Source organism: Sporosarcina sp. Marseille-Q4943 (genome assembly GCF_943736995.1).
Lineage (GTDB): Bacteria > Bacillota > Bacilli > Bacillales_A > Planococcaceae > Sporosarcina.
Genome location: NZ_OX031157.1, coordinates 264,581 through 282,964 on the forward strand (window position 1 = coordinate 264,581; position 18,384 = coordinate 282,964).

At 43.0% G+C, this 18,384-nt stretch carries 21 protein-coding genes and 1 pseudogene; 6 read left to right on the forward strand and 16 right to left on the reverse strand.

Annotation, left to right across the window (positions count from 1 at the left end; all coding sequences use genetic code 11):
- The first annotated feature begins 175 nt into the window (after positions 1-175).
- A complete protein-coding gene (locus NIT04_RS10145; RefSeq protein WP_252503498.1) occupies positions 176-1,273 on the forward strand; it encodes a branched-chain amino acid aminotransferase in 1,098 nt (365 codons plus the stop codon).
- Between the two features lie 36 nt (positions 1,274-1,309).
- Here NIT04_RS10145 and NIT04_RS10150 read toward each other — a convergent pair whose 3' ends face one another.
- The 4 genes from NIT04_RS10150 to NIT04_RS10165 all read right to left on the reverse strand — a co-directional run bounded on the left by NIT04_RS10150 (position 1,310) and on the right by NIT04_RS10165 (position 3,764).
- Positions 1,310-1,507: an aspartyl-phosphate phosphatase Spo0E family protein gene (locus NIT04_RS10150; protein ID WP_371922535.1), complete on the reverse strand. Its 198-nt coding sequence runs from the start codon at positions 1,505-1,507 to the stop codon at positions 1,310-1,312.
- Positions 1,508-1,663: 156 nt separating this feature from the next.
- Positions 1,664-2,191: a YhcN/YlaJ family sporulation lipoprotein gene (locus NIT04_RS10155; RefSeq protein ID WP_252503499.1), complete on the reverse strand. Its 528-nt coding sequence runs from the start codon at positions 2,189-2,191 to the stop codon at positions 1,664-1,666.
- 119 nt (positions 2,192-2,310) lie between these two features.
- Positions 2,311-2,559: a DUF3886 domain-containing protein gene (locus tag NIT04_RS10160; protein WP_252503500.1), complete on the reverse strand. Its 249-nt coding sequence runs from the start codon at positions 2,557-2,559 to the stop codon at positions 2,311-2,313.
- Between the two features lie 20 nt (positions 2,560-2,579).
- Positions 2,580-3,764 carry an acetyl-CoA C-acetyltransferase gene (locus NIT04_RS10165; protein WP_305880102.1) on the reverse strand — a complete coding sequence of 395 codons (1,185 nt, stop codon included), beginning with the start codon at positions 3,762-3,764 and terminating at the stop codon, positions 2,580-2,582.
- Positions 3,765-3,865: 101 nt separating this feature from the next.
- Here NIT04_RS10165 and NIT04_RS10170 point away from each other — a divergent pair, with 101 nt between their 5' ends.
- Together NIT04_RS10170 and NIT04_RS10175 are read left to right on the forward strand one after the other, a co-directional pair.
- Complete coding sequence (locus NIT04_RS10170) at positions 3,866-4,768, forward strand: hydroxymethylglutaryl-CoA lyase (protein ID WP_252503502.1); 903 nt, start codon at positions 3,866-3,868, stop codon at positions 4,766-4,768.
- A gap of 15 nt (positions 4,769-4,783) precedes the next feature.
- A complete protein-coding gene (locus tag NIT04_RS10175) occupies positions 4,784-5,713 on the forward strand; it encodes an alpha/beta hydrolase (RefSeq protein ID WP_252503503.1) in 930 nt (309 codons plus the stop codon).
- Between the two features lie 162 nt (positions 5,714-5,875).
- On the opposite strand, the gene NIT04_RS10180 is transcribed toward NIT04_RS10175, so the two are convergent.
- From NIT04_RS10180 to NIT04_RS10190, 3 genes are read right to left on the reverse strand one after another with little or no spacing between them, the layout of a single operon-like run.
- Positions 5,876-6,667 carry a putative hydro-lyase gene (locus NIT04_RS10180; RefSeq protein WP_252503504.1) on the reverse strand — a complete coding sequence of 264 codons (792 nt, stop codon included), beginning with the start codon at positions 6,665-6,667 and terminating at the stop codon, positions 5,876-5,878.
- A gap of 12 nt (positions 6,668-6,679) precedes the next feature.
- Positions 6,680-7,900 (reverse strand): NRAMP family divalent metal transporter, encoded by a 1,221-nt coding sequence (locus NIT04_RS10185; RefSeq protein ID WP_252503505.1) that lies wholly within the window; start codon positions 7,898-7,900, stop codon positions 6,680-6,682.
- An 11-nt stretch (positions 7,901-7,911) separates the two neighbouring features.
- Positions 7,912-8,673: a LamB/YcsF family protein gene (locus tag NIT04_RS10190; RefSeq protein ID WP_252503506.1), complete on the reverse strand. Its 762-nt coding sequence runs from the start codon at positions 8,671-8,673 to the stop codon at positions 7,912-7,914.
- Positions 8,674-8,937: 264 nt separating this feature from the next.
- On the opposite strand from NIT04_RS10190, the gene pxpB reads away from it, so the two are divergent.
- Together pxpB and NIT04_RS10200 are read left to right on the forward strand one after the other, a co-directional pair.
- Entirely contained in the window at positions 8,938-9,675 is a 738-nt protein-coding gene (pxpB, locus tag NIT04_RS10195) for a 5-oxoprolinase subunit PxpB (protein ID WP_252503507.1), read from the forward strand.
- A complete protein-coding gene (locus NIT04_RS10200; RefSeq protein WP_252503508.1) occupies positions 9,672-10,667 on the forward strand; it encodes a biotin-dependent carboxyltransferase family protein in 996 nt (331 codons plus the stop codon). Before pxpB ends, NIT04_RS10200 begins: the two co-directional genes overlap by 4 nt.
- A gap of 354 nt (positions 10,668-11,021) precedes the next feature.
- Here the strand turns inward: NIT04_RS10200 and NIT04_RS10205 are convergent, their stop codons facing one another.
- The 3 genes and pseudogenes from NIT04_RS10205 to NIT04_RS10215 form a co-directional block, all read right to left on the reverse strand.
- A complete protein-coding gene (locus NIT04_RS10205; protein ID WP_252503509.1) occupies positions 11,022-11,780 on the reverse strand; it encodes an IclR family transcriptional regulator in 759 nt (252 codons plus the stop codon).
- A gap of 30 nt (positions 11,781-11,810) precedes the next feature.
- Positions 11,811-12,711 (reverse strand): annotated as a pseudogene (locus NIT04_RS10210) (DMT family transporter).
- Between the two features lie 107 nt (positions 12,712-12,818).
- Positions 12,819-13,433, reverse strand: a complete 615-nt coding sequence (locus NIT04_RS10215; RefSeq protein WP_252503510.1) for a pyroglutamyl-peptidase I — start codon at positions 13,431-13,433, stop codon at positions 12,819-12,821.
- Between the two features lie 70 nt (positions 13,434-13,503).
- Here NIT04_RS10215 and NIT04_RS10220 point away from each other — a divergent pair, with 70 nt between their 5' ends.
- Positions 13,504-13,851: a hypothetical protein gene (locus NIT04_RS10220; protein ID WP_252503511.1), complete on the forward strand. Its 348-nt coding sequence runs from the start codon at positions 13,504-13,506 to the stop codon at positions 13,849-13,851.
- Positions 13,852-13,860: 9 nt separating this feature from the next.
- Here the strand turns inward: NIT04_RS10220 and NIT04_RS10225 are convergent, their stop codons facing one another.
- The 6 genes from NIT04_RS10225 to NIT04_RS10250 all read right to left on the reverse strand — a co-directional run bounded on the left by NIT04_RS10225 (position 13,861) and on the right by NIT04_RS10250 (position 17,799).
- A complete protein-coding gene (locus NIT04_RS10225) occupies positions 13,861-14,370 on the reverse strand; it encodes a YfiT family bacillithiol transferase (protein WP_252503512.1) in 510 nt (169 codons plus the stop codon).
- A 133-nt stretch (positions 14,371-14,503) separates the two neighbouring features.
- A complete protein-coding gene (locus NIT04_RS10230) occupies positions 14,504-15,127 on the reverse strand; it encodes a kinase (RefSeq protein WP_252503513.1) in 624 nt (207 codons plus the stop codon).
- A 105-nt stretch (positions 15,128-15,232) separates the two neighbouring features.
- Positions 15,233-15,811, reverse strand: coding sequence for a histidine phosphatase family protein (locus NIT04_RS10235; RefSeq protein WP_252503514.1), 579 nt, complete (start codon positions 15,809-15,811; stop codon positions 15,233-15,235).
- Positions 15,812-16,247: 436 nt separating this feature from the next.
- On the reverse strand, positions 16,248-17,117 hold the full coding sequence (locus NIT04_RS10240) for a hypothetical protein (RefSeq protein ID WP_252503515.1): 870 nt from the start codon (positions 17,115-17,117) through the stop codon (positions 16,248-16,250).
- Positions 17,118-17,197: 80 nt separating this feature from the next.
- Positions 17,198-17,620, reverse strand: coding sequence for a FosM family fosfomycin resistance protein (gene fosM / locus NIT04_RS10245; protein WP_252503516.1), 423 nt, complete (start codon positions 17,618-17,620; stop codon positions 17,198-17,200).
- Between the two features lie 41 nt (positions 17,621-17,661).
- A complete protein-coding gene (locus NIT04_RS10250; RefSeq protein WP_252503517.1) occupies positions 17,662-17,799 on the reverse strand; it encodes a hypothetical protein in 138 nt (45 codons plus the stop codon).
- Positions 17,800-18,384: the final 585 nt, after the last annotated feature.

Genomic DNA, 18,384 nt, shown 5'->3' on the forward strand with positions numbered 1-18,384 from the left:
CGTATATTGTACAAGCGGAAAATCATACATACAAACATAGCAATATTGTAAACGTTTTCAAAATCGTAACAATAATATAACAACTTAACTCTTCCATTTTTCTAAAAAAGCAGTATAATTGCTTTATTCAATATTACATGGTCTTTGGACCATAAAACGAGGAGATTTGATCGGAATGACAAGAGTACCCATCCAGATTAAACTGAGCGATTCAAAAAAAGAAAAACCGAATCCCGAGAATCTCATGTTTGGCAGATGCTTCACGGATCATATGTTTGTAGCTGATTATGATGAAGGCAAGGGGTGGCATAGCCATCGCATCGTTCCTTATGCACCGGTCACATTGGATCCTGCATCGATTGTTCTGCATTATGGGCAAACAGTTTTCGAAGGGATGAAAGCGTATCGTTCATCGAATGATGGCACAGTGCGTCTGTTCCGTCCTGAGGAAAACATGAAACGTCTGAACCTATCGCTAGACCGGCTTTGCATGCCACAAATTGACGAAGAAATGGCATTGCACGCATTGATCCAGCTCATCCAAATTGAAAAAGACTGGATTCCAACTTTGGAAGGCACCTCTTTGTACATAAGACCTTTTGTCATTGCAAATGAAGCATTCCTAGGTGTTGCTCCAGCAAAGAAATATCAATTTTTCATCATTTTATCTCCAGTAGGTTCCTATTACAAAGAAGGTATTCATCCAGTCAAAATTCTTGTCGAAAATGAATTTGTCAGAGCTGTAAAAGGCGGTACTGGCGGTGCGAAGACAGCTGGAAATTATGCGGCAGGCCTGAAAGCCCAGGAGGTCGCCGATCAGCGGGGTTATTCGCAAGTGCTCTGGTTAGACGGAGTCGAACGAAAATATGTCGAAGAAGTGGGAAGCATGAATATTTTCTTCAAAATTGATGGAGAAGTCATTACACCCGCCATCAATGGAAGCATTTTGGAAGGGATTACGAGAAAATCGATTCTTCAATTGCTGCGTCATTGGGAAATCCCCGTCTCTGAACGGAAAATTTCAATGGAAGAAATAAGGTCGGCCTATGATGAAGGAAAACTTGAAGAAGTTTTTGGAACCGGGACGGCAGCTGTTATTTCACCAGTTGGCGAATTAAATTGGGACGGCTATAAAATGGTTGTCAATAATTGTGAAACCGGGCCATTGGCAACACAATTATTCGACACACTTAGCAATATCCAAAACGGAAAGCAAGAAGATCCTTTCAATTGGATTGTTGAAATGAAGAGTGAACTAGCGAAATTAGCGTAATTGGAAAAGACATACCGTATCTCGGTATGTCTTTTTTTACGCTATATTTTGATAACGATTCAATAAAGAATCCAATTCTTGGCTGCATGCTACCACTGCCGGATGAGTAAATCCGCGGTCTTTCGCTATTTTGACCATCTTTGATCTTTTCATGTGGATTTTAAAAGATAAAAGTTGTTTGCCAATCAATCGCATCGCATTTCCTCCGTCAATTTTTTTACCCTTGCCTATCATAATGTAGACGGTTTGAAAATAATGTCGAATTGTGTGTGTAATTTACGAAATAAAATACTTGTCATAAATTTGTCACAAATGAAAGGAAGAGGTATGCATATATACCCCTTCCCGCCATCCAATAAACATAAAATCCCATGTTAAAATCGGAATCAATTACTTCGCTTCTGGGAACATACGGTTGATACTTGTCGTAAACTCATCAAAGAATCCTTCGACCGGTTCACCGGAACGAATTTGATTTCCATACTCGGTCAGCCGAGTGGCAACTTCGGGATTGAATGATACATATACATTGTTGAATTCGGAATGTACGCTTCGAACCTCGTCAGCGATTCTGTTTTTCAATGCTTCGCTGTCTTTGACGTCGTTCTTCAATTCGACACCAACGTAGGCATTTCTATCCGTTACAAGAACGTTTGCGCTTTCGACTTCATCCATTGCTGCAATCTTATCCGCTGCATCATCAGCCACTTCCACTTTCGATTGGCCATTTCCGTTTGTCTCATTGTTATTGTTGCCGTTAGTGTTTCCGTTATTGTCTCCGTGAGCCGATTCGCCGGTACCCGTTTGTTCGGTAGTGCCGTTTTGATCGTTCGTACCGGTTCCATTATTGTTTGCACACCCTATCAAGGAAAGTGTGAGCAGTAACGAAAGTGGAAAAACCGCTAATTTTTTCATCATTCTTTCACTCCTTGTCATATGATCATCGATAGAATGTGTAACAATTTCTCTTCTATTCGGTGCTTTTCGAACTTTTGCATAGAAAAAACCGGATGGAACATGCCATCCGGTTCATACTTTCAATATTTCGTGCCGCTTTCGCCGTATTCTTCGAGCAATTCGGCAAAGCTTTTGTTCTTCTCCCGTTCTACACGTTCACGCCGGAGCTTTTCTTGGTGCTCCGCTTCTTCTGCCTCAATCTTCGCCGCCATTTCCTTTTTGGCTGCTTTCAATTTTAATACGATATCATTATCAAGCGCCTCGGAAAGAGTCGCTTTTTGACTTTCCTGCTTTACTGGAGTTGCTGTCCTCGCTTTTTTCTTCGACATTCAAACCACCTTCTTTCATTTTACGGAAGCTGAACGATCGTAGCCACTCCTTGTCCGCCTCCAATGCATAATGTAGCTAGACCCGTTTTAGCATCGCGACGTCTCATTTCATGTAATAATGTAACAAGAATCCTGGCACCGCTTGCTCCGATTGGATGGCCCAACGCAATTGCGCCGCCGTTTACGTTCAATTTATCTTTATCAAAATTAAGCTCACGGTCGACAGCGAGCGATTGTGCGGCGAACGCTTCATTCGCTTCAATCAGGTCGATATCCGCAAGTTCCATTCCTGATTTCTCAAGTACGTTTTTCACTGCTTGGACCGGTCCGATGCCCATGACAGCTGGATCGACACCTGCATTTGCGTTTGCGGTCAATATTGCTAGAGGTGCAATGCCGAGTTCATCCGCTTTCGTTCGTGACATAATGACAAATGCAGCAGCTCCGTCGTTAATGCCGGAAGCATTCCCCGCAGTTACACTTCCATCCTTTTTGAATGCAGGACGCAATTTCCCTAATTTGTCACTCGTTGTCCCTGCTTTTACATACTCATCCGTGTCAAATACGATTGGATCGCCTTTTCGTTGTGGAATTTCCACTGAGACGATTTCATCTTTGAATTTACCATTTTCGATCGCCGCAGCTGCCTTCTCTTGAGAGGCCGCAGAAAATGCATCCTGCTCTTCTCTTGTGATCGAATAGCGGTCACAGAGATTCTCTGCTGTTATCCCCATATGATAATTATTGAAAGCGCACCAAAGGCCGTCAGAGATCATGCTGTCGACGAGTTTCTGATCACCCATCTTAAAGCCTTCCCTTGCGTTGTTCAACAAGAATGGCGCCTGGCTCATATTTTCCATGCCGCCTGCAACGACGATGTCCGCATCCCCCGCTAGGATTGCTTGTCTCGCTAAGTGGACCGCTTTTAAACCGGATCCGCATACTTTATTGATTGTCATGGAAGGGACCGTTTCAGGAAGGCCAGCTTTGATTGCTGCTTGCCGTGCCGGATTTTGACCAACCCCCGCCTGCAACACATTCCCCATGATTACTTCGTCCACATCTTCAGCCTTCACTCCAGAACGTGAGATTGCTTCCTTAATGACGATTCCACCGAGCTCCGCTGCCGAAACATCTTTTAACGACCCTAAAAATGATCCGATCGCCGTCCGTACAGCACTTACAATCACTACTTCGTTTGACAAATCAATTCCCCCTATTCCTGTTTTCATAATTAAATAGAATTAGACATTCCGCATTGCCCTTCAGCGCACCCCTTCAGTACAATAGGTACAGGAGGGATGATATGTTCATTTTACCAAAGAACGTCACAATTATCGAGGTAGGACCGAGGGATGGCCTTCAGAACGAAAAAAATCATGTCGAAGAAAAAGTGAAACTGAACTTTATCCATTCATTGCAAGCTGCAGGCATTAAGGAAATGGAACTTACTTCCTTCGTCTCCCCGAAATGGGTGCCGCAAATGGCAGATGCAAAAAACATCGTAGAAAAGACAGAGAAGATTGGACGCCAATTCGTGTTAGCGCCGAATGAAAAAGGGGCTCAGCTTGCTATTGAAGCAGGTGCGGAGAGCATCGCCGTTTTTGTCGGTGTCAGCAATACGTTCAATCAGAAAAACATTAACCGTACGACTACTGAAAGTTTGGATGCACTTAAACCCGTCATTTCAAAATTGAAAAGTGATGGCATTTTCGTGCGGGCATGCATTTCTACTGCGTTTTATTGTCCCTATGAGGGGAAGATAGAGAAAGAGGAAGTTAGTAATCTATGCAACCGATTCGTTTCCATGGGGGTGGATGAGCTAAGCGTTGCGGATACGATTGGGATGGCAAATCCAGTAGAGAGCTATGAGCTGTTCAAACTGTTGAAAGAGCAGTTCCCTGAAGTGCTGTTGACAGCCCATTTCCATGATACGCGCAAAATGGCAATCGCCAATATTTTTGCTGCATTGCAGGCAGGCATCGATCGTTTCGATACTTCCGCAGGTGGCCTAGGAGGATGTCCTTTTGCCCCTGGCGCAACGGGGAATGTAGCGACGGAAGATGTCGTTCATATGCTTGATTCGCTAGGGATTGAAACGGGAATCGACGTTGAAAAAATTTGTGATGCTGTTGGAATGATAGCTCCTCATGTTTCGCATCCTATTGAAACAGGAATGTACAAATTGTACAAAAATCGCAGCTGCTGAAGGAGTTGAAGTTGATTGAAACGGCGCTTCCTTTATATTACAGGCATTATTGGAAGCATTTATACTGCCATTCTTACAGTTCTCGGCTTTTATGCTGCAAATCGGTTAATGTTCATGAAGTTGAAAGACCACGATATGATTGTAAAGCGTGAAATTATTGCCAAACGGTTTGATGAGCATTGGTATGCAACTGTGCGCAAAGAGGATTTTTGGGTCGATTCCCCGAATGGCTATCCATTGCGTGCGGTTTTTTTACAACCGCTCGAAACGACAAGAACGATGATTATTTGCCATGGCGTGACGGAGAATAAAATCAACTCCATCAAATACGCAAGATTATTCGAACGTCTAGGATTCAATTCCGTCATTTATGACCATCGGCGGCACGGCGATTCGGGTGGAAAGACGACGAGTTTCGGTTTTTATGAAAAGGTTGACTTAAATGCTTTAGTATCTGCTGTACGAGACCGGATCGGCAGCCGGGCATTGCTTGGAATTCATGGTGAATCGATGGGAGCAGCGACAACGATCCTGTACGCAGGAGAGTTTGAAGATGAAGCCGATTTTTATATTCTCGATTGTCCTTTCTCCGATTTTACTGAGCAGATCCTTCACATTTTACGTACGAATACGCCTCTTCGCTCATCGATGACATTGCGTGTAGCCAATTTGTTCCTGAAAATCAGGGACGGGTATACAACTGGACTCATATCGCCGAGGGAAGCTATAGGGAACGTCAAAAAACCGATGCTGTTCATCCATAGTATGGAAGACGATTTCATTTTGCCGGAGATGACGAAGGAATTGTATGAGTTGAAAGAAGACAAGAAGATGATGAAGCTGTTCGATAAGGGTGCTCATGCAAAGTCGTTCAATGAAAACCCGGAGGAGTATGAGCAGGAAGTATTGCACTTCCTACATAATTTTGGCTTTACGACTTCTTGAAAAGATAAAAAGACCTTCTACATCTGGATTACAGAAAAGAAGGTCTTTTTGCATTTTCTTTTTTGAAATCCTTCTAAATTAGGGTCTCTACTAATGTTGATTTGCGCTGCAGGCGGACGCTTTCCGCGGGCGGTCCGTGAGCCTCCCAGTAAGTAGGCACACCTACAAAACACTCAACTTCTCACCTTTCAAATCACTAATGAACATGCAGCCCGGTGCGTGTGTAATCATGATGGAAGGTTTACTTTCCATGGCGACTGCTTGCGGTGTTACGCCGCATGCCCAGAACACCGGGATCTCACCTTCCTTGATGGTTACCGCATCCCCAAAATCGGGTTTGGATATATCTTCGATTCCAATCTGGCTTGGATCCCCGATATGGATCGGAGCGCCGTGTACCGCCGGGAACCGGCTCGTGATCTGAATCGCGCGGATGGCATCTTCATGCGACATCGGACGCATACTGACAACGGTCGGGCCTTCGAAGATTCCGGCTTTATCACACGGGATATTCGTTTTATACATCGGGACATTGCAGTTTTCCTCGATATGCCGGACCGGAATCCCGCTTTCGAGAAGCGGCGTTTCGAATGTGAAGCTGCAGCCCAACAGGAAACCGACCATATCGTCCTCCCAGTAGTCCGTAATATCCGTCACTTCTTCCGTATAGACGCCGTCCTTGTAAATCCGGTATTTCGGGATGTCTTTACGAATGTCGGCACCTTCCGAAATTTTCCCCGGGATGAATGAACCCGGTTCTGTCACGTCCAGTAAAGGGCATGGTTTCGGATTTCGTTGACAGAACAGCAGGAAATCAAAGGCATGTTCCTTCTTCAAAATAACGAGATTCGCCTGCGTATACCCTTTCGCCATGCCGGCTGTCGGTCCGGTGATTTCCTGTTGACGAATCAGTTCCCTTAATTCGACCGGAGACATTTTCTCAAAGTTTCGCATTAGCTCTCCTCCTTACTTAAACAGCAATGGTAGTTGTTCAATAAGTGTCATAATTCCAAGTACACCCATGACGATGACGACAAATCCACCTGTGATTGTCAACCAGAGCGGATGTTTATATTCCCCAACAATATTTTTCTTGTACGCGGCAACTAATAGCGTTCCGAGTGCAAGCGGTAAAATGAGTGCATTGAGCGCACCGACGAGCAATAGGATATTCACCGGACGACCGACAAGTGCAAACGTGATTGTCGATATGAGGATGAATAGGATGATGACCCAGTTATGATACTTTTCGATAGCCGGGTGGAATGAGCGGATGAATGAGACGGACGTATAAGCCGCACCGACTACAGACGTGATGGCTGCCGCCCACATGATGACTCCGAACATTTTGTAACCTAGATTTCCGGCTGCCAGCTTGAATACCGAGGCCGGCGGATTTGCAGGATCAATGGCAAGACCTTGGGATACAACCCCAAGCACAGCCAAAAATAATGCAACGCGCATAATACCTGTAACTGCGATACCCGTAACCGAACTTTTGGTTACTTGCGGAAGCGATTCAATACCTTTCACCCCTGCATCCAAAAGTCGATGACCACCTGCGAATGTAATATAGCCTCCAACCGTACCGCCGACAAGCGTTACGATGGCAAAAATGCTGATTTGCTCCGGCTTGAACGTATTGACGATCGCTTCCCCGACAGGCGGCGAAGTTGTGAATGCGACGTAAAGCATCAGGAGAATCATGATTCCCCCTGCGATTTGAGCGACTTTATCCATCGCTTTTCCCGCTTCCTTCACAAGGAAGATGAAGATGGCGAATGCCGCACTGATTATCGCTCCCATTACCGGATCAAGTCCGAGCATCGCATTCAACCCGAGACCTGCTCCCGCAACGTTACCGATATTGAAGGCCAGTCCCCCCATGACGATGAGGATCGCTAACAGGACACCAAGTCCTGGCAATACTTTATTGGCGATTTCTTGACCACGCAAACCTGAAACCGCGATGATCCGCCAGACGTTCATTTGTGCGAACACATCGAGCAGCAATGAAATTAAGATGACGAACGCAAAGCTCGCCGCCAATTGCTGTGTAAACACCGTCGTCTGTGTTAAAAATCCGGGACCGATTGATGATGTCGCCATGAGGAACGCCGCCCCAAGTAGAACGCTCCTCGTCACTTTCTTTTCTGTATGTGTATCCCCCAGCTTTTTCCCGTCCATTCAGTTTCCCCCTAGTTCCCGATTGCAGAAACGGTAATGTTGTTCCGTTCCAATGTCTTTTTGATGTATTTTGCAAAATCAAGCGCATGTTCCCCGTCCCCGTGAATGCAAATCGTATCCGCTTTTAACGGGACCTCCGTATGTTGTTGGGAGATGACTTTGCCTTCCGTCACCATTTTCACTACTTGCGTCACCGATTGCTCTTGATCGGTGATCATCGCGTCCGCTTGTGAACGTGAAGTCAACGATCCGTCCGCTTGGTAAGTCCGGTCCGCAAACACTTCATGCGCAGTACGTAAGCCGATCTTTTCGCCGGCCTTCGCCAATTCGCTGCCGGCAAGTGCGAACAATACCAAATCAGGCGAAATATCATAGACCGCTTGCGCGATCGCTTCAGCTAACTCCGCATCCTTCGACGCCATATTATACAAAGCGCCGTGTGGTTTCACATGCTGCATCGTTTCATCGAACGTCGCCAAAAATCCTTGCAATGCGCCGATTTGATAAACGACCATATCGTAACCTTCTTGCGGAGTGATTTTCATTTCCCTGCGGCCGAATCCGTTCAAATCCGGCAATCCCGGATGCGCGCCGATTTTCACGCCATTCTCAATTGCCAGCTTGACTGTTTCCCTCATGACTGTCGGGTCGCCCGCATGGAACCCGCATGCCACGTTCGCTGACGTCACATATTTCAAGATCTCCTGCTGTTCGCCGAGCTCATACCGCCCGAAGCTCTCCCCTAAATCACAATTCAAATCGACACGAAACATGTTATCCCCTCCGTAGCAATTAAATAAAGCGCTTACATTTCATATAAGTTCCGATATGCGGAACTGAAGTTTTGAATTACAAATTCATTCTAGCATACAATAATTATTCTGAATAGACGTTATTCTAAATCGCTACCAAATAATTAATAATTCGACTCTTCTCTCCTTTTATCTTGTCTTTTGTAATTCCATAATTATAATGATTGATAGTATCCATTTTTAAGAACTTAGGTCCCGTATTTCGAAACTAAAGGAGCTGACACCATGAGCAATTTCACTACAAAACCGATTATCAAGCCGTTGGGGGATTCGGCGGTCATCGTTCAGCTAGGAGAAGGAATAAGCCCGGCCATACACGAAAAAGTGCGAAATTTGTCCGTTCTGTTGAATAATCGGCCGTTCGAAGGATTCGTCGAGTCCGTACCCGCCTACAATAATTTGACAGTCTACTATAATCCTGTCATCGTTCATCAATCCCAAGCGCCTCTTCAGACAAGGTTGTCCCCTTTCCAAAAAGTGAGCGCTTTCATGAACGAGCTCGCTTTAGAAATCCAAGAAAGCATCCCTTTCGAAGCAAGACTTGTTTCAATTCCTGTGTTATACGGAGGGGAATTCGGTCCCGATTTGGAGGATGTGGCAAACTATCATGGCATCTCCACCGAGGAGGTCATCCGGATTCATTCAGAAAGCGAATGTCTTGTCTATATGATCGGCTTCGCCCCCGGGTTCCCGTTCATGGGCGGGATGGATGAACGGATTGCGACACCGCGAAAAGAAACGCCACGGTTGGCCATTGCACCCGGATCGGTCGGGATCGCCGGGAAACAGACGGGCGTCTATCCGATGGAAACGCCAGGGGGCTGGCAAATCATCGGGCGCACACCGCTTGATTTATTCCTTCCCGGAATGTCGCCTCCGACACTGCTGCAAGCCGGTGATAAAATCCGGTTCGTGCCGATTTTCCCGGAAGAATACGCCGATTATAAGGAGATGAAAAAATGAGCGTAACAGTACTTCATCCCGGTCTTTTGACGTCGATTCAAGACTTGGGCAGATACGGCTCGCAAAAATTCGGGGTCATCGTGAGTGGTGCGATGGACAGCTATTCGCTCAGACTGGCGAACTTGCTTGTCGGGAATGAAGAAGACGAAGGTGCCCTGGAAATTACATTGTTCGGTACAACCCTTCAATTCGAAGAAGATCATCTAATTGCGATAACCGGTGGGGATTTCCTTGCTACAATCGACGGAGAGCCCGCACCGACTTGGCGTCCGATATTTGTCCGTCAAGGCTCCGTATTGCAATTCAAATCCGCGGTGAATGGATGCCGGGCGTATGTCGCATTCGCCGGCGGTTTCGCCGTTCCGGAAATAATGGGAAGTAAAAGCACATATCTCCGTGCGGCATTCGGCGGTTTTCAAGGGAGGGCCATTCAAAAGGGTGATCGATTGAAATGCGGTGAATTGAGTGAGCTTAATCGACTTTTCATTCAACGTCTGGAAAAACGGGAGGCCAATTTCACGTGGTCACTGAACTACAATGCGCTTATCAATTTCCAACAAGCCCAAACGCTTCGAATAATTAGAGGAACGGAATTCGATCGGTTCGACAAAAACAGCCAACGGACACTGTTCAATGAACCGTACACCCTCACAACGCAAGCTGATCGGATGGGCTACCGGTTTGAAGGTCCTCCGCTTTCATTGGCAGAGCAGTTCGAGCTGTTGTCCGAAGGTGTCACATACGGCACCATCCAAGTCCCATCCAGTGGGCAGCCGATCATTTTAATGGCGGACCGCCAAACGACAGGCGGCTACCCGAAAATCGGTCAAGTCATTACCGCCGACCTGCCATGTTTGGCACAATTGCAGCCAACCGCAAAGATCCGCTTCAAGGAAGTTTCCTTGGAAGAAGCAGAAAATGAGTTACTCAAAAATGAACGGATCATCGAGAAAATCAAAATTGGTATTCGTTATAATGGGTATGCGGGTTGAATGTATGTAGTAGAATTTCTATATTAAAAGAAAACATACTAAGATTAGTAGTGCAAACCAAGGCATTGGTTCGCACTACTATTTTTTTATATAGTAAAGGAGAAGGATAGGTCCATCTTCCTTCTTAAAAATATTCTTCTTTCCAATATCCAATTAGCAAGTGTTTTAACAATAGAAAATGGTGATGCAACAACAAGAACAGGGATACCAATTCGCATGCGAATTGTGTCCCTGAACACTGTGTTTTTTATTGTTTTCTCCCTTTCAACCGAACCCGTTAGGCAAACACCATATTTTTTTGAGTTTATCTACACTCTGAAACATCCTCTATTCATTAAGAAAGAGGATGTTTTTTCATATACGATTATAGCCTAATTGCCGGGATATCTTCCCCGCCGCCTCGATTGCTTTAGCCGCCAAAACCGGGATGTTTTCATCTTGATAATTCGCTTCGATACCGGCGATGCTAATCCCGGCAACGACATCGCCTCTATGGTCAAAAATAGGCGCGGCGATAGCGGAAGTGTAATTCTCCAATTCGGAATTGCTTAATGTATAACCGTTCATTCGAGCCATTCTTATCGTTTCATACAAAAGGTCCTTATCCGTAATCGTTCCATTTGCGAATGAATGCAGTTCGATCGTTTCCAAATAGGCATCGATTTCGTGATCCCGCAAAAAAGACAAGATGACCCGCGAACATGCACCTGCATATAAGGGGCTTCTTCTGCCGATTGCGGTGTAAAGTCGCACTTTCTGATGGATGTCGACTTTCTCGATATAGATCGCTTCGTCGCCTTGACGGACGATCAGATTGATCGCTTCCTCCACATCTTTATGTAACTCCTGCATGATCGGATATGCAATTTGCCGTATGTCGATCCTTGATGAAACGAGATGACCAAACTGCAGAAATAAGAGTCCCAGCCGATATTTCGCATCCGCGCCTTTTTCCACTAAGCCCATTTCCTCCAAAGACATGAGCATCCGGTAGACGGACGTCTTCGGAATACCCGAAATTTCAATGATTTCCTGAAATGTCAATTCAGCATGATCTATGAATAAATTTAAAATATCCATTGAACGGACAACCGTTTTATTTTTATTGTTCATAGCATCTCCTTCACGCAAACAAGCTGTCCCTTACGGAGCTTGCACTTTTTTAATCCATAACGCATTGCCGCGGTAGTTCACAAAATAAATGCTAAAGCCGACTAATACAAGACCTGTCAAAAGTGTATACGTAACCGGCTCGCCTAAAAATACCCTCCCGATGAAAACGGCGATGATCGGAACGAGAAAAGTGAACGAACCTACCTTGCTCGCCTCTCCCGCATTGATAAGCTTATAGTAGATCACATAAGAAAGGGGGATTCCAAACGTCGAACCATAGCCGAGACCGAAAAGATAGGTGGAGTTCCAAACGATGGCGGACCAACTTTCAGCGATTGTCCCGGCGCTAACCAAAATGGACCCGCCGATCATACATTGCAACGCGACCATCCAGAAAGCATCCACTTCCCGACTCACTTTCTTCACATAGACGACACCGAGCGCCCAGCTCAATGCCGTTAGCAATCCTAACACTACAACATTGAGCGAAATATGGACCGTCATCCCATCCAAACTGACGACTGCAATGCCAACAAAACCGAGGACCAGCCCCATAATTTTAACCGGCGACATATTTTCCCCAAGCCATAACCAAGCAAAAAGCCCAAGCAACACAGGCTGAAAATAAACAAGTACCGAAAACAAACCTCCGGGCAAATAAATGAGCCCTACCGTTTGCAAGCCGAAAAAGAGAATTGTATTGAGAAACGCGGAAATGCAGTACTTCGACCAATTTTCACGCCAATTAATTTTCTCCCCGCATCTTCAACAAGAATGCCGCCAATATAAGACCACCGAACAATGCCCGCATCCCTGCAAACAAAAGCGGCGGCATGTAAGGCTATGCCAATTTATAAACCGGCCAGCTGCAACCCCACACGGTGATCAATAAGAGTAGTGCAAGAGTGGATTTTGTGAAGTATTTCCCCAACAAAAATCTTCCTTTCAAACGCAAAGTGGGCAATGAATCTACTTAACTATACACGATGAAAAGTACTACTATTCAAAGGTGAGGTAATTGCGCGCATCATTCAAATTTCAACCTTCAGCTGCAGACAACACTTCAATGCAAACCGTAACGCCCTTTTTCAAATCCTCATGGGACCAGCTCGGAATGCGGCCGTGTTGAATTGCAAGTTCATGGGAAGCGGGAATATGTAGGAATCCGGACTTCATATGTGGTCGTCGGGTCGCCGCATAGTGCAAACCTTCGTACATGACATTGTTACACAAGTACGTCCCCGCCGTGTTCGACACTTCCGCCGGCAATCCGGCTGCAACAAGTTGATCGACCATTTCCCTCACCGGCAATGTCGACATATACGCCGGTTCGCCCTGCGCATCGATGATTTCATCGATCGGCTTATTACCGGAGTTATCGGCTTCGCCATCTTTCACGTTAATCGCAATCCGCTCCGGCGTCATTTTATAACGTCCCCCTGCCAAACCGAGCGATAACACCGCATCCGGCTGTACTCTTTCGATATGTTCAAGAAGCTGCTTACCCGAGGAAGTGAAGTCGACCGATAACACTTCACTATGGATTTCGTAACTCCCGATCTGCTGACCATTCAGTTCCTCTACGATTCGCATCGTCGGGTTTACTGTAAAACTCAAAAATGGTTCGAACCCTGTTAGGAGTAGTTTTTTCATCTAGTTGACCTACTTTCTGAAATATTGGGATTATTTATAGTATACTATAATTTTTCGGGGTGGAGGAGTGTTGTTTAGTTTTGTGTGGGTGTTATCTAGTTTCGCGGGAGCATTGTCTAGTTTCGCGGATACGTTGGTTAGTTTGGCGCAAGCGTTGTCTGGTTTCGGGGAAACATTGTTTAGTTTCGCGGGAGCGTTGTCTGGTTTCAAGGAAACATTGTTTACTTTCATTCAAAATCAAAATAGACCGCACCCCTATTCCAAAGGTGCGGCCCCTCTCTTATTCACTAGGTTCTGTTATACTTTGCTGTTGATTTTAGGTAGCTTCGTTGATTGGAGCGAAAGCCGTCACGCAGAACGGCTTTTGCGAGCAAAAGCGTTAGCGTTGCGAGCACTACAAATCAACAGTGTTGAATAACAAAGCTAATTATTTTAATAATGCAATCTTTATATGTTCCAAATGATGATTTTCGTGCCAAGCTAATTTTGCAATCTTCGTAGCTACTGATATTTCACCGTTTTTCTCGTGAGTAAAAACTCGATCAAACTGCTCTTTAGTTAAACTATTTCCCAAGGCGACGATGCGCTCATTAATGCCTTCCAGCATTTTAATGGAGCTTTCTACCGGAAGCTGTGTGTCTGGTTGGATCGCCCACTTTTCTTCATCAAAAGCTGGTACTGTTGGATTTTCGTCCGTTAATGCAAGCTTTAATCGTTGATACATGTTTAATTGTGAATCTGCAATATGATGAACAAGTTGACGGACTGTCCAGGCACCTTCACGATATGTTCTGCTGAATTCTTCATCATTTAATGAGTCAACAACTTCTCTTAATCGAGTCGTGTACGTCCCGATGTCCTTTAGCCACTCTTGAACATTTTCCAATGTTACGTTTTCAGGAACTTGCAATTCCCCAATTGGATATTTTACGTCCATTTTTCCATTCCCCTTTCCCTATTCTAATTGGCTGAAATTATTTCATAGCCCTCTTTACATTAATGTTCTTCAAATAAATGAAAATACCTTCTTGGTTTTATGCGGAAACACTATTCTCATGAAACACTTGTATTCATGTGTAATAAACAAAATTAGCATTCGTAATTGGTTTTAAGATATCCATGTAATGTTCTTCGCCTAACCAGTATCTTCTTTGATACTTCTGTAGTCTTTCTTCATAATTCCCAATATACAAATCACGATTTAATACCCTCTCATACCTCAGCTCGCGAGGGCAATCCAGGAAAAAGACGATATCATAAAACCTTTTCCATTCATGCCTTTGTAAAAATACACCTTCAATGAGAACAATACTGTCGGATGTTACTGTAGTTTGTTTGATTAAATTTGAATCAGTATATTTGTCATAAAAAGCCAGATAAATACTGTGACAACCACTATGCAACGGTTCAAATAAATTGGCCGTCAAGTTATTAACATCCCATTGTAAGTAATAATATTCATACCACTCTTCGTGTCCTGTTTGGTATCGTTTTTTCCTTTCAACAATGTGATCATCTAGATGAAAAGTGACAGCTTGGCAGTTCTCATTAATTAATTCTTGTTCTATTTCTTTTACTAATGTAGTTTTTCCAGAGCCACCTAAACCATCTATTCCAACTATTAATGGACAAGTTTTATTGGGACGTATTAAGAATTGAAAGATGATCTTTTCTACTATCTCTATAATAGACATTTACGTCTCCCCCAATTTCATTTTACTTCGGTCTCGAGCAGTTGCGTTTCTGTCTGCTAGTATCTACACCTAATCACTTAAATATGGTTTAGTGCGACATCACGTTCATATTAAATGTTTTATACAATTGTAAAGCGTACAATCCCATCCTCCATTTGTATTATGCAAAAGCGTTAACGAGGTATTATCTATATATGTTGATTCGAACATTGTAGGGAGTAATTGTTGTAAGGTCAAACCGATTAATGCCCCGTGACTTACTATTAATATTCGCTTGCCGGTATATGTATGAACTATTTCTTCTAGAAATTCTATTCCTCTTTTTCCTACCGATTCAAAACTCTCCATCCCAAGGTTAGCTTCACGCCAATTGCTACCCCACTTTTCCTGTCGGGTCTCCTCTGTAGTGCCTTCAATTTCGCCACAATCTATCTCCCTGATTCGTTTGTCAAAATGACTAATGGATAAGTTTATTTTACCCCCGATGATTTGTGCAGTTTCTATAGCTCTTGATAAGTCACTGGAAATAATCACATCCCATTTGCCTTCATCTAGAAGCCTATCGCCAATCTTATTCGCCTGCTTTCTACCCAATTTGTTTATCGGAATGTCTGATATGCCTTGTGCTTTTCCAAGATCATTCCACTCAGTAACCCCATGTCTAATTAGCCCTATCGTAGTCAATCTGCTTATCTCCCTTTATTCTTAATCCCCTACTTCCGTTCCGCTCAGGATGTCTTTATTATACTGAATGACACCTTTTGGTTAAAAGCGCTTCTTACGTATGTTAAATCGCTCTATATTCTCTCAAGTCTATATTAGCATGAATATCACCGCCACAATCTGACAATTCATTTAAATATAGTTATATGTTTTCATTATTAAATCCTTATAAGGACTGCTCGGTATTGCCGAAAAATCATCTTAGTCACCGTTTTCCTTACTTTAAAACCATTCGTAGTGGCGATATGTGCAATGGAGTATACTCAATGATATTGTGTCACTACTGGTTCCAATAAAACTACGCAAAAAAAAAGCAACAGCCATATTCACTGTATGCTCTTTTTTATGGAAACGTGGATTGGGAAGTATATAGTAATAGGAGTGACTATCATTGTTTTTATCCGGCACTTAAAACGGAAAGGATGCTATAGATATCTTCTTGAGGTGCCGCATACCACGAATCTACTGTTGATTGCTCATTACTTATATGAATGTATTTATCATACAAAGTCATATAATACTTATCTCCAAAATAATATAATGTAAATTTCTCGACATATTCATCTATAATTGAAGGGGCATTGATTTCTTCCTTTTCGATCGTAATAAAAGATGCTGCAATCCCTTTTATTCGAAAACTCTCCAATACAGGAAAAGGAAATTGCTTTTCCCCAACAATCATTCCACTGTGATACAACTTACTAAACAAATTTTCATCAAGTTCTTCAATCGGGTTCGATAAATGAGCGTTTGCTAGCTGGGTAAAATCTTTTTCACTACGATAAAATGTGTCCATTTCAGCATTCATAAAGAAGTCATTATCTAAAGAGTAAAAGGTGTATTTCTGCCCGCCTGAAAAGATGTGAAAGGTAAAACCTATTGGAAATCCCGCTGGGTAAGGATTCTCTGTTTGGGTAATACCGACAAATCGAGCTCGAAATGCCTCAATGATTGGTTTAGATTCTATAACCACTTTCTCTTCATTAGCCTCAAGAATCACGTTATCCCACTCAAATTTTAAAAACTCAGGTTGTACATATGGGATTTCCAGAGAAGAAGCTCTATTATTGTTCGTTTCGAGTTGTTTACTTAGTTCTTTATTTCTCTTTTGTAGATCGTCTATTTCTGCTGTGAATGATTCTTTTTGGTTTAATAAGCTATCAATTTCATCTTTTTGAGAAGCGTGTTTCTTATTTTGATCTAACATAAGAACAAGAAAAGCAATTGAAGTTACAAACAATACAGCAATTAGGATTTTCTGAAACACTTTTATTACTCCTTCCGAAATAGACGTACCCGGTATCATTATATGTTTCGAGAAAGGATTAATCCTAGCTACAGCCGTTTTTAAAAATAAAACTCCATATGTGATTTTTCTTGCTTATAATAATCTAGCCTGTCCTTCAGTGTACCAGTATGAAATTCGAATTTATGTCCATCGAGGTCAGTAAAATAAATTGACTTCTTATCTTTTTCATCTCTTAGGCGGGAAGTTAAGATGTTTACCCCCAATTTCTCCAATTTGGAATGAACTCTTTCAAATTCAGATTCTTCGATTGTAAATGCTATATGTGTATATGAATGACTTATTTCGTTACGAGGTATGTTTTTCTCCTGATTAAGTGCGATCCACATGCCATTTAAATCAAAATAAGCAGTGCTTCTTCCTTTAACCAATAATTTTGCATCAAATACATTTTTATAGAATTCTATAGATCTTTCCAAATCTGAAACGGAAAACAAAAAATGATTGAGTCCTTTTATAGTCAATAGCATCACCTCTTTCATGAACACTCTTAATTTAATACGCCTTAAGGACAATAAAACCCTTCCATCGGCTTATCAAACAACATGAAAATGTCCTTGAAGTACGTTTCATCGACCAACTTGTCCAGCACTCCCTTGTAATACCCCGGCAAATTACGGACTTTCTTCTTCTTTGCTGCCATAACAGTAATCATTAATGCACGATACGCAAATAAGTCAGTTAGATACAGCCTCTATGATCCTATTATCTGTACAAGATCAGCATACCTTTTGTGACAATAGCTAAGGCATTAACAGCAATAAATAGGATGCATGAGCTTTATTCAATTGGTCAGAAAATATGTACAGGCTTACAAGTATTTATGCAGAGTTTTGTATGGTTAGACAAAGCCTGATATAGAGCCATTTCTAGCTGATACTCCTGTATGATGCTGCCCTGATACTGAGCCAAAGAGTAAATAAGGATTAAGTATCTACATTTAAATTTAAATAATTGTTTAAAGCTTTTAGGCTCATGAGGGGGATACATGGGGGGACTAGGGGGAGGCTGACTGGGAGGGTAGCTAACTTAAAATACATAACTTATATTTTTCATTTTAAGAGGAAATGCTCTCAGTCTAATGCAGTCTTAATACATCTCCCTTACTGAGTTTAGTTTTAAGATACCCTCCTTTATTAATGGCAAAGCATCTTTAAATTTTTTTATACCTTTAAGTAAAATGGGGAGGAAGGATAATATTGAGATTAAAGATGATAAAAAAGAGAGA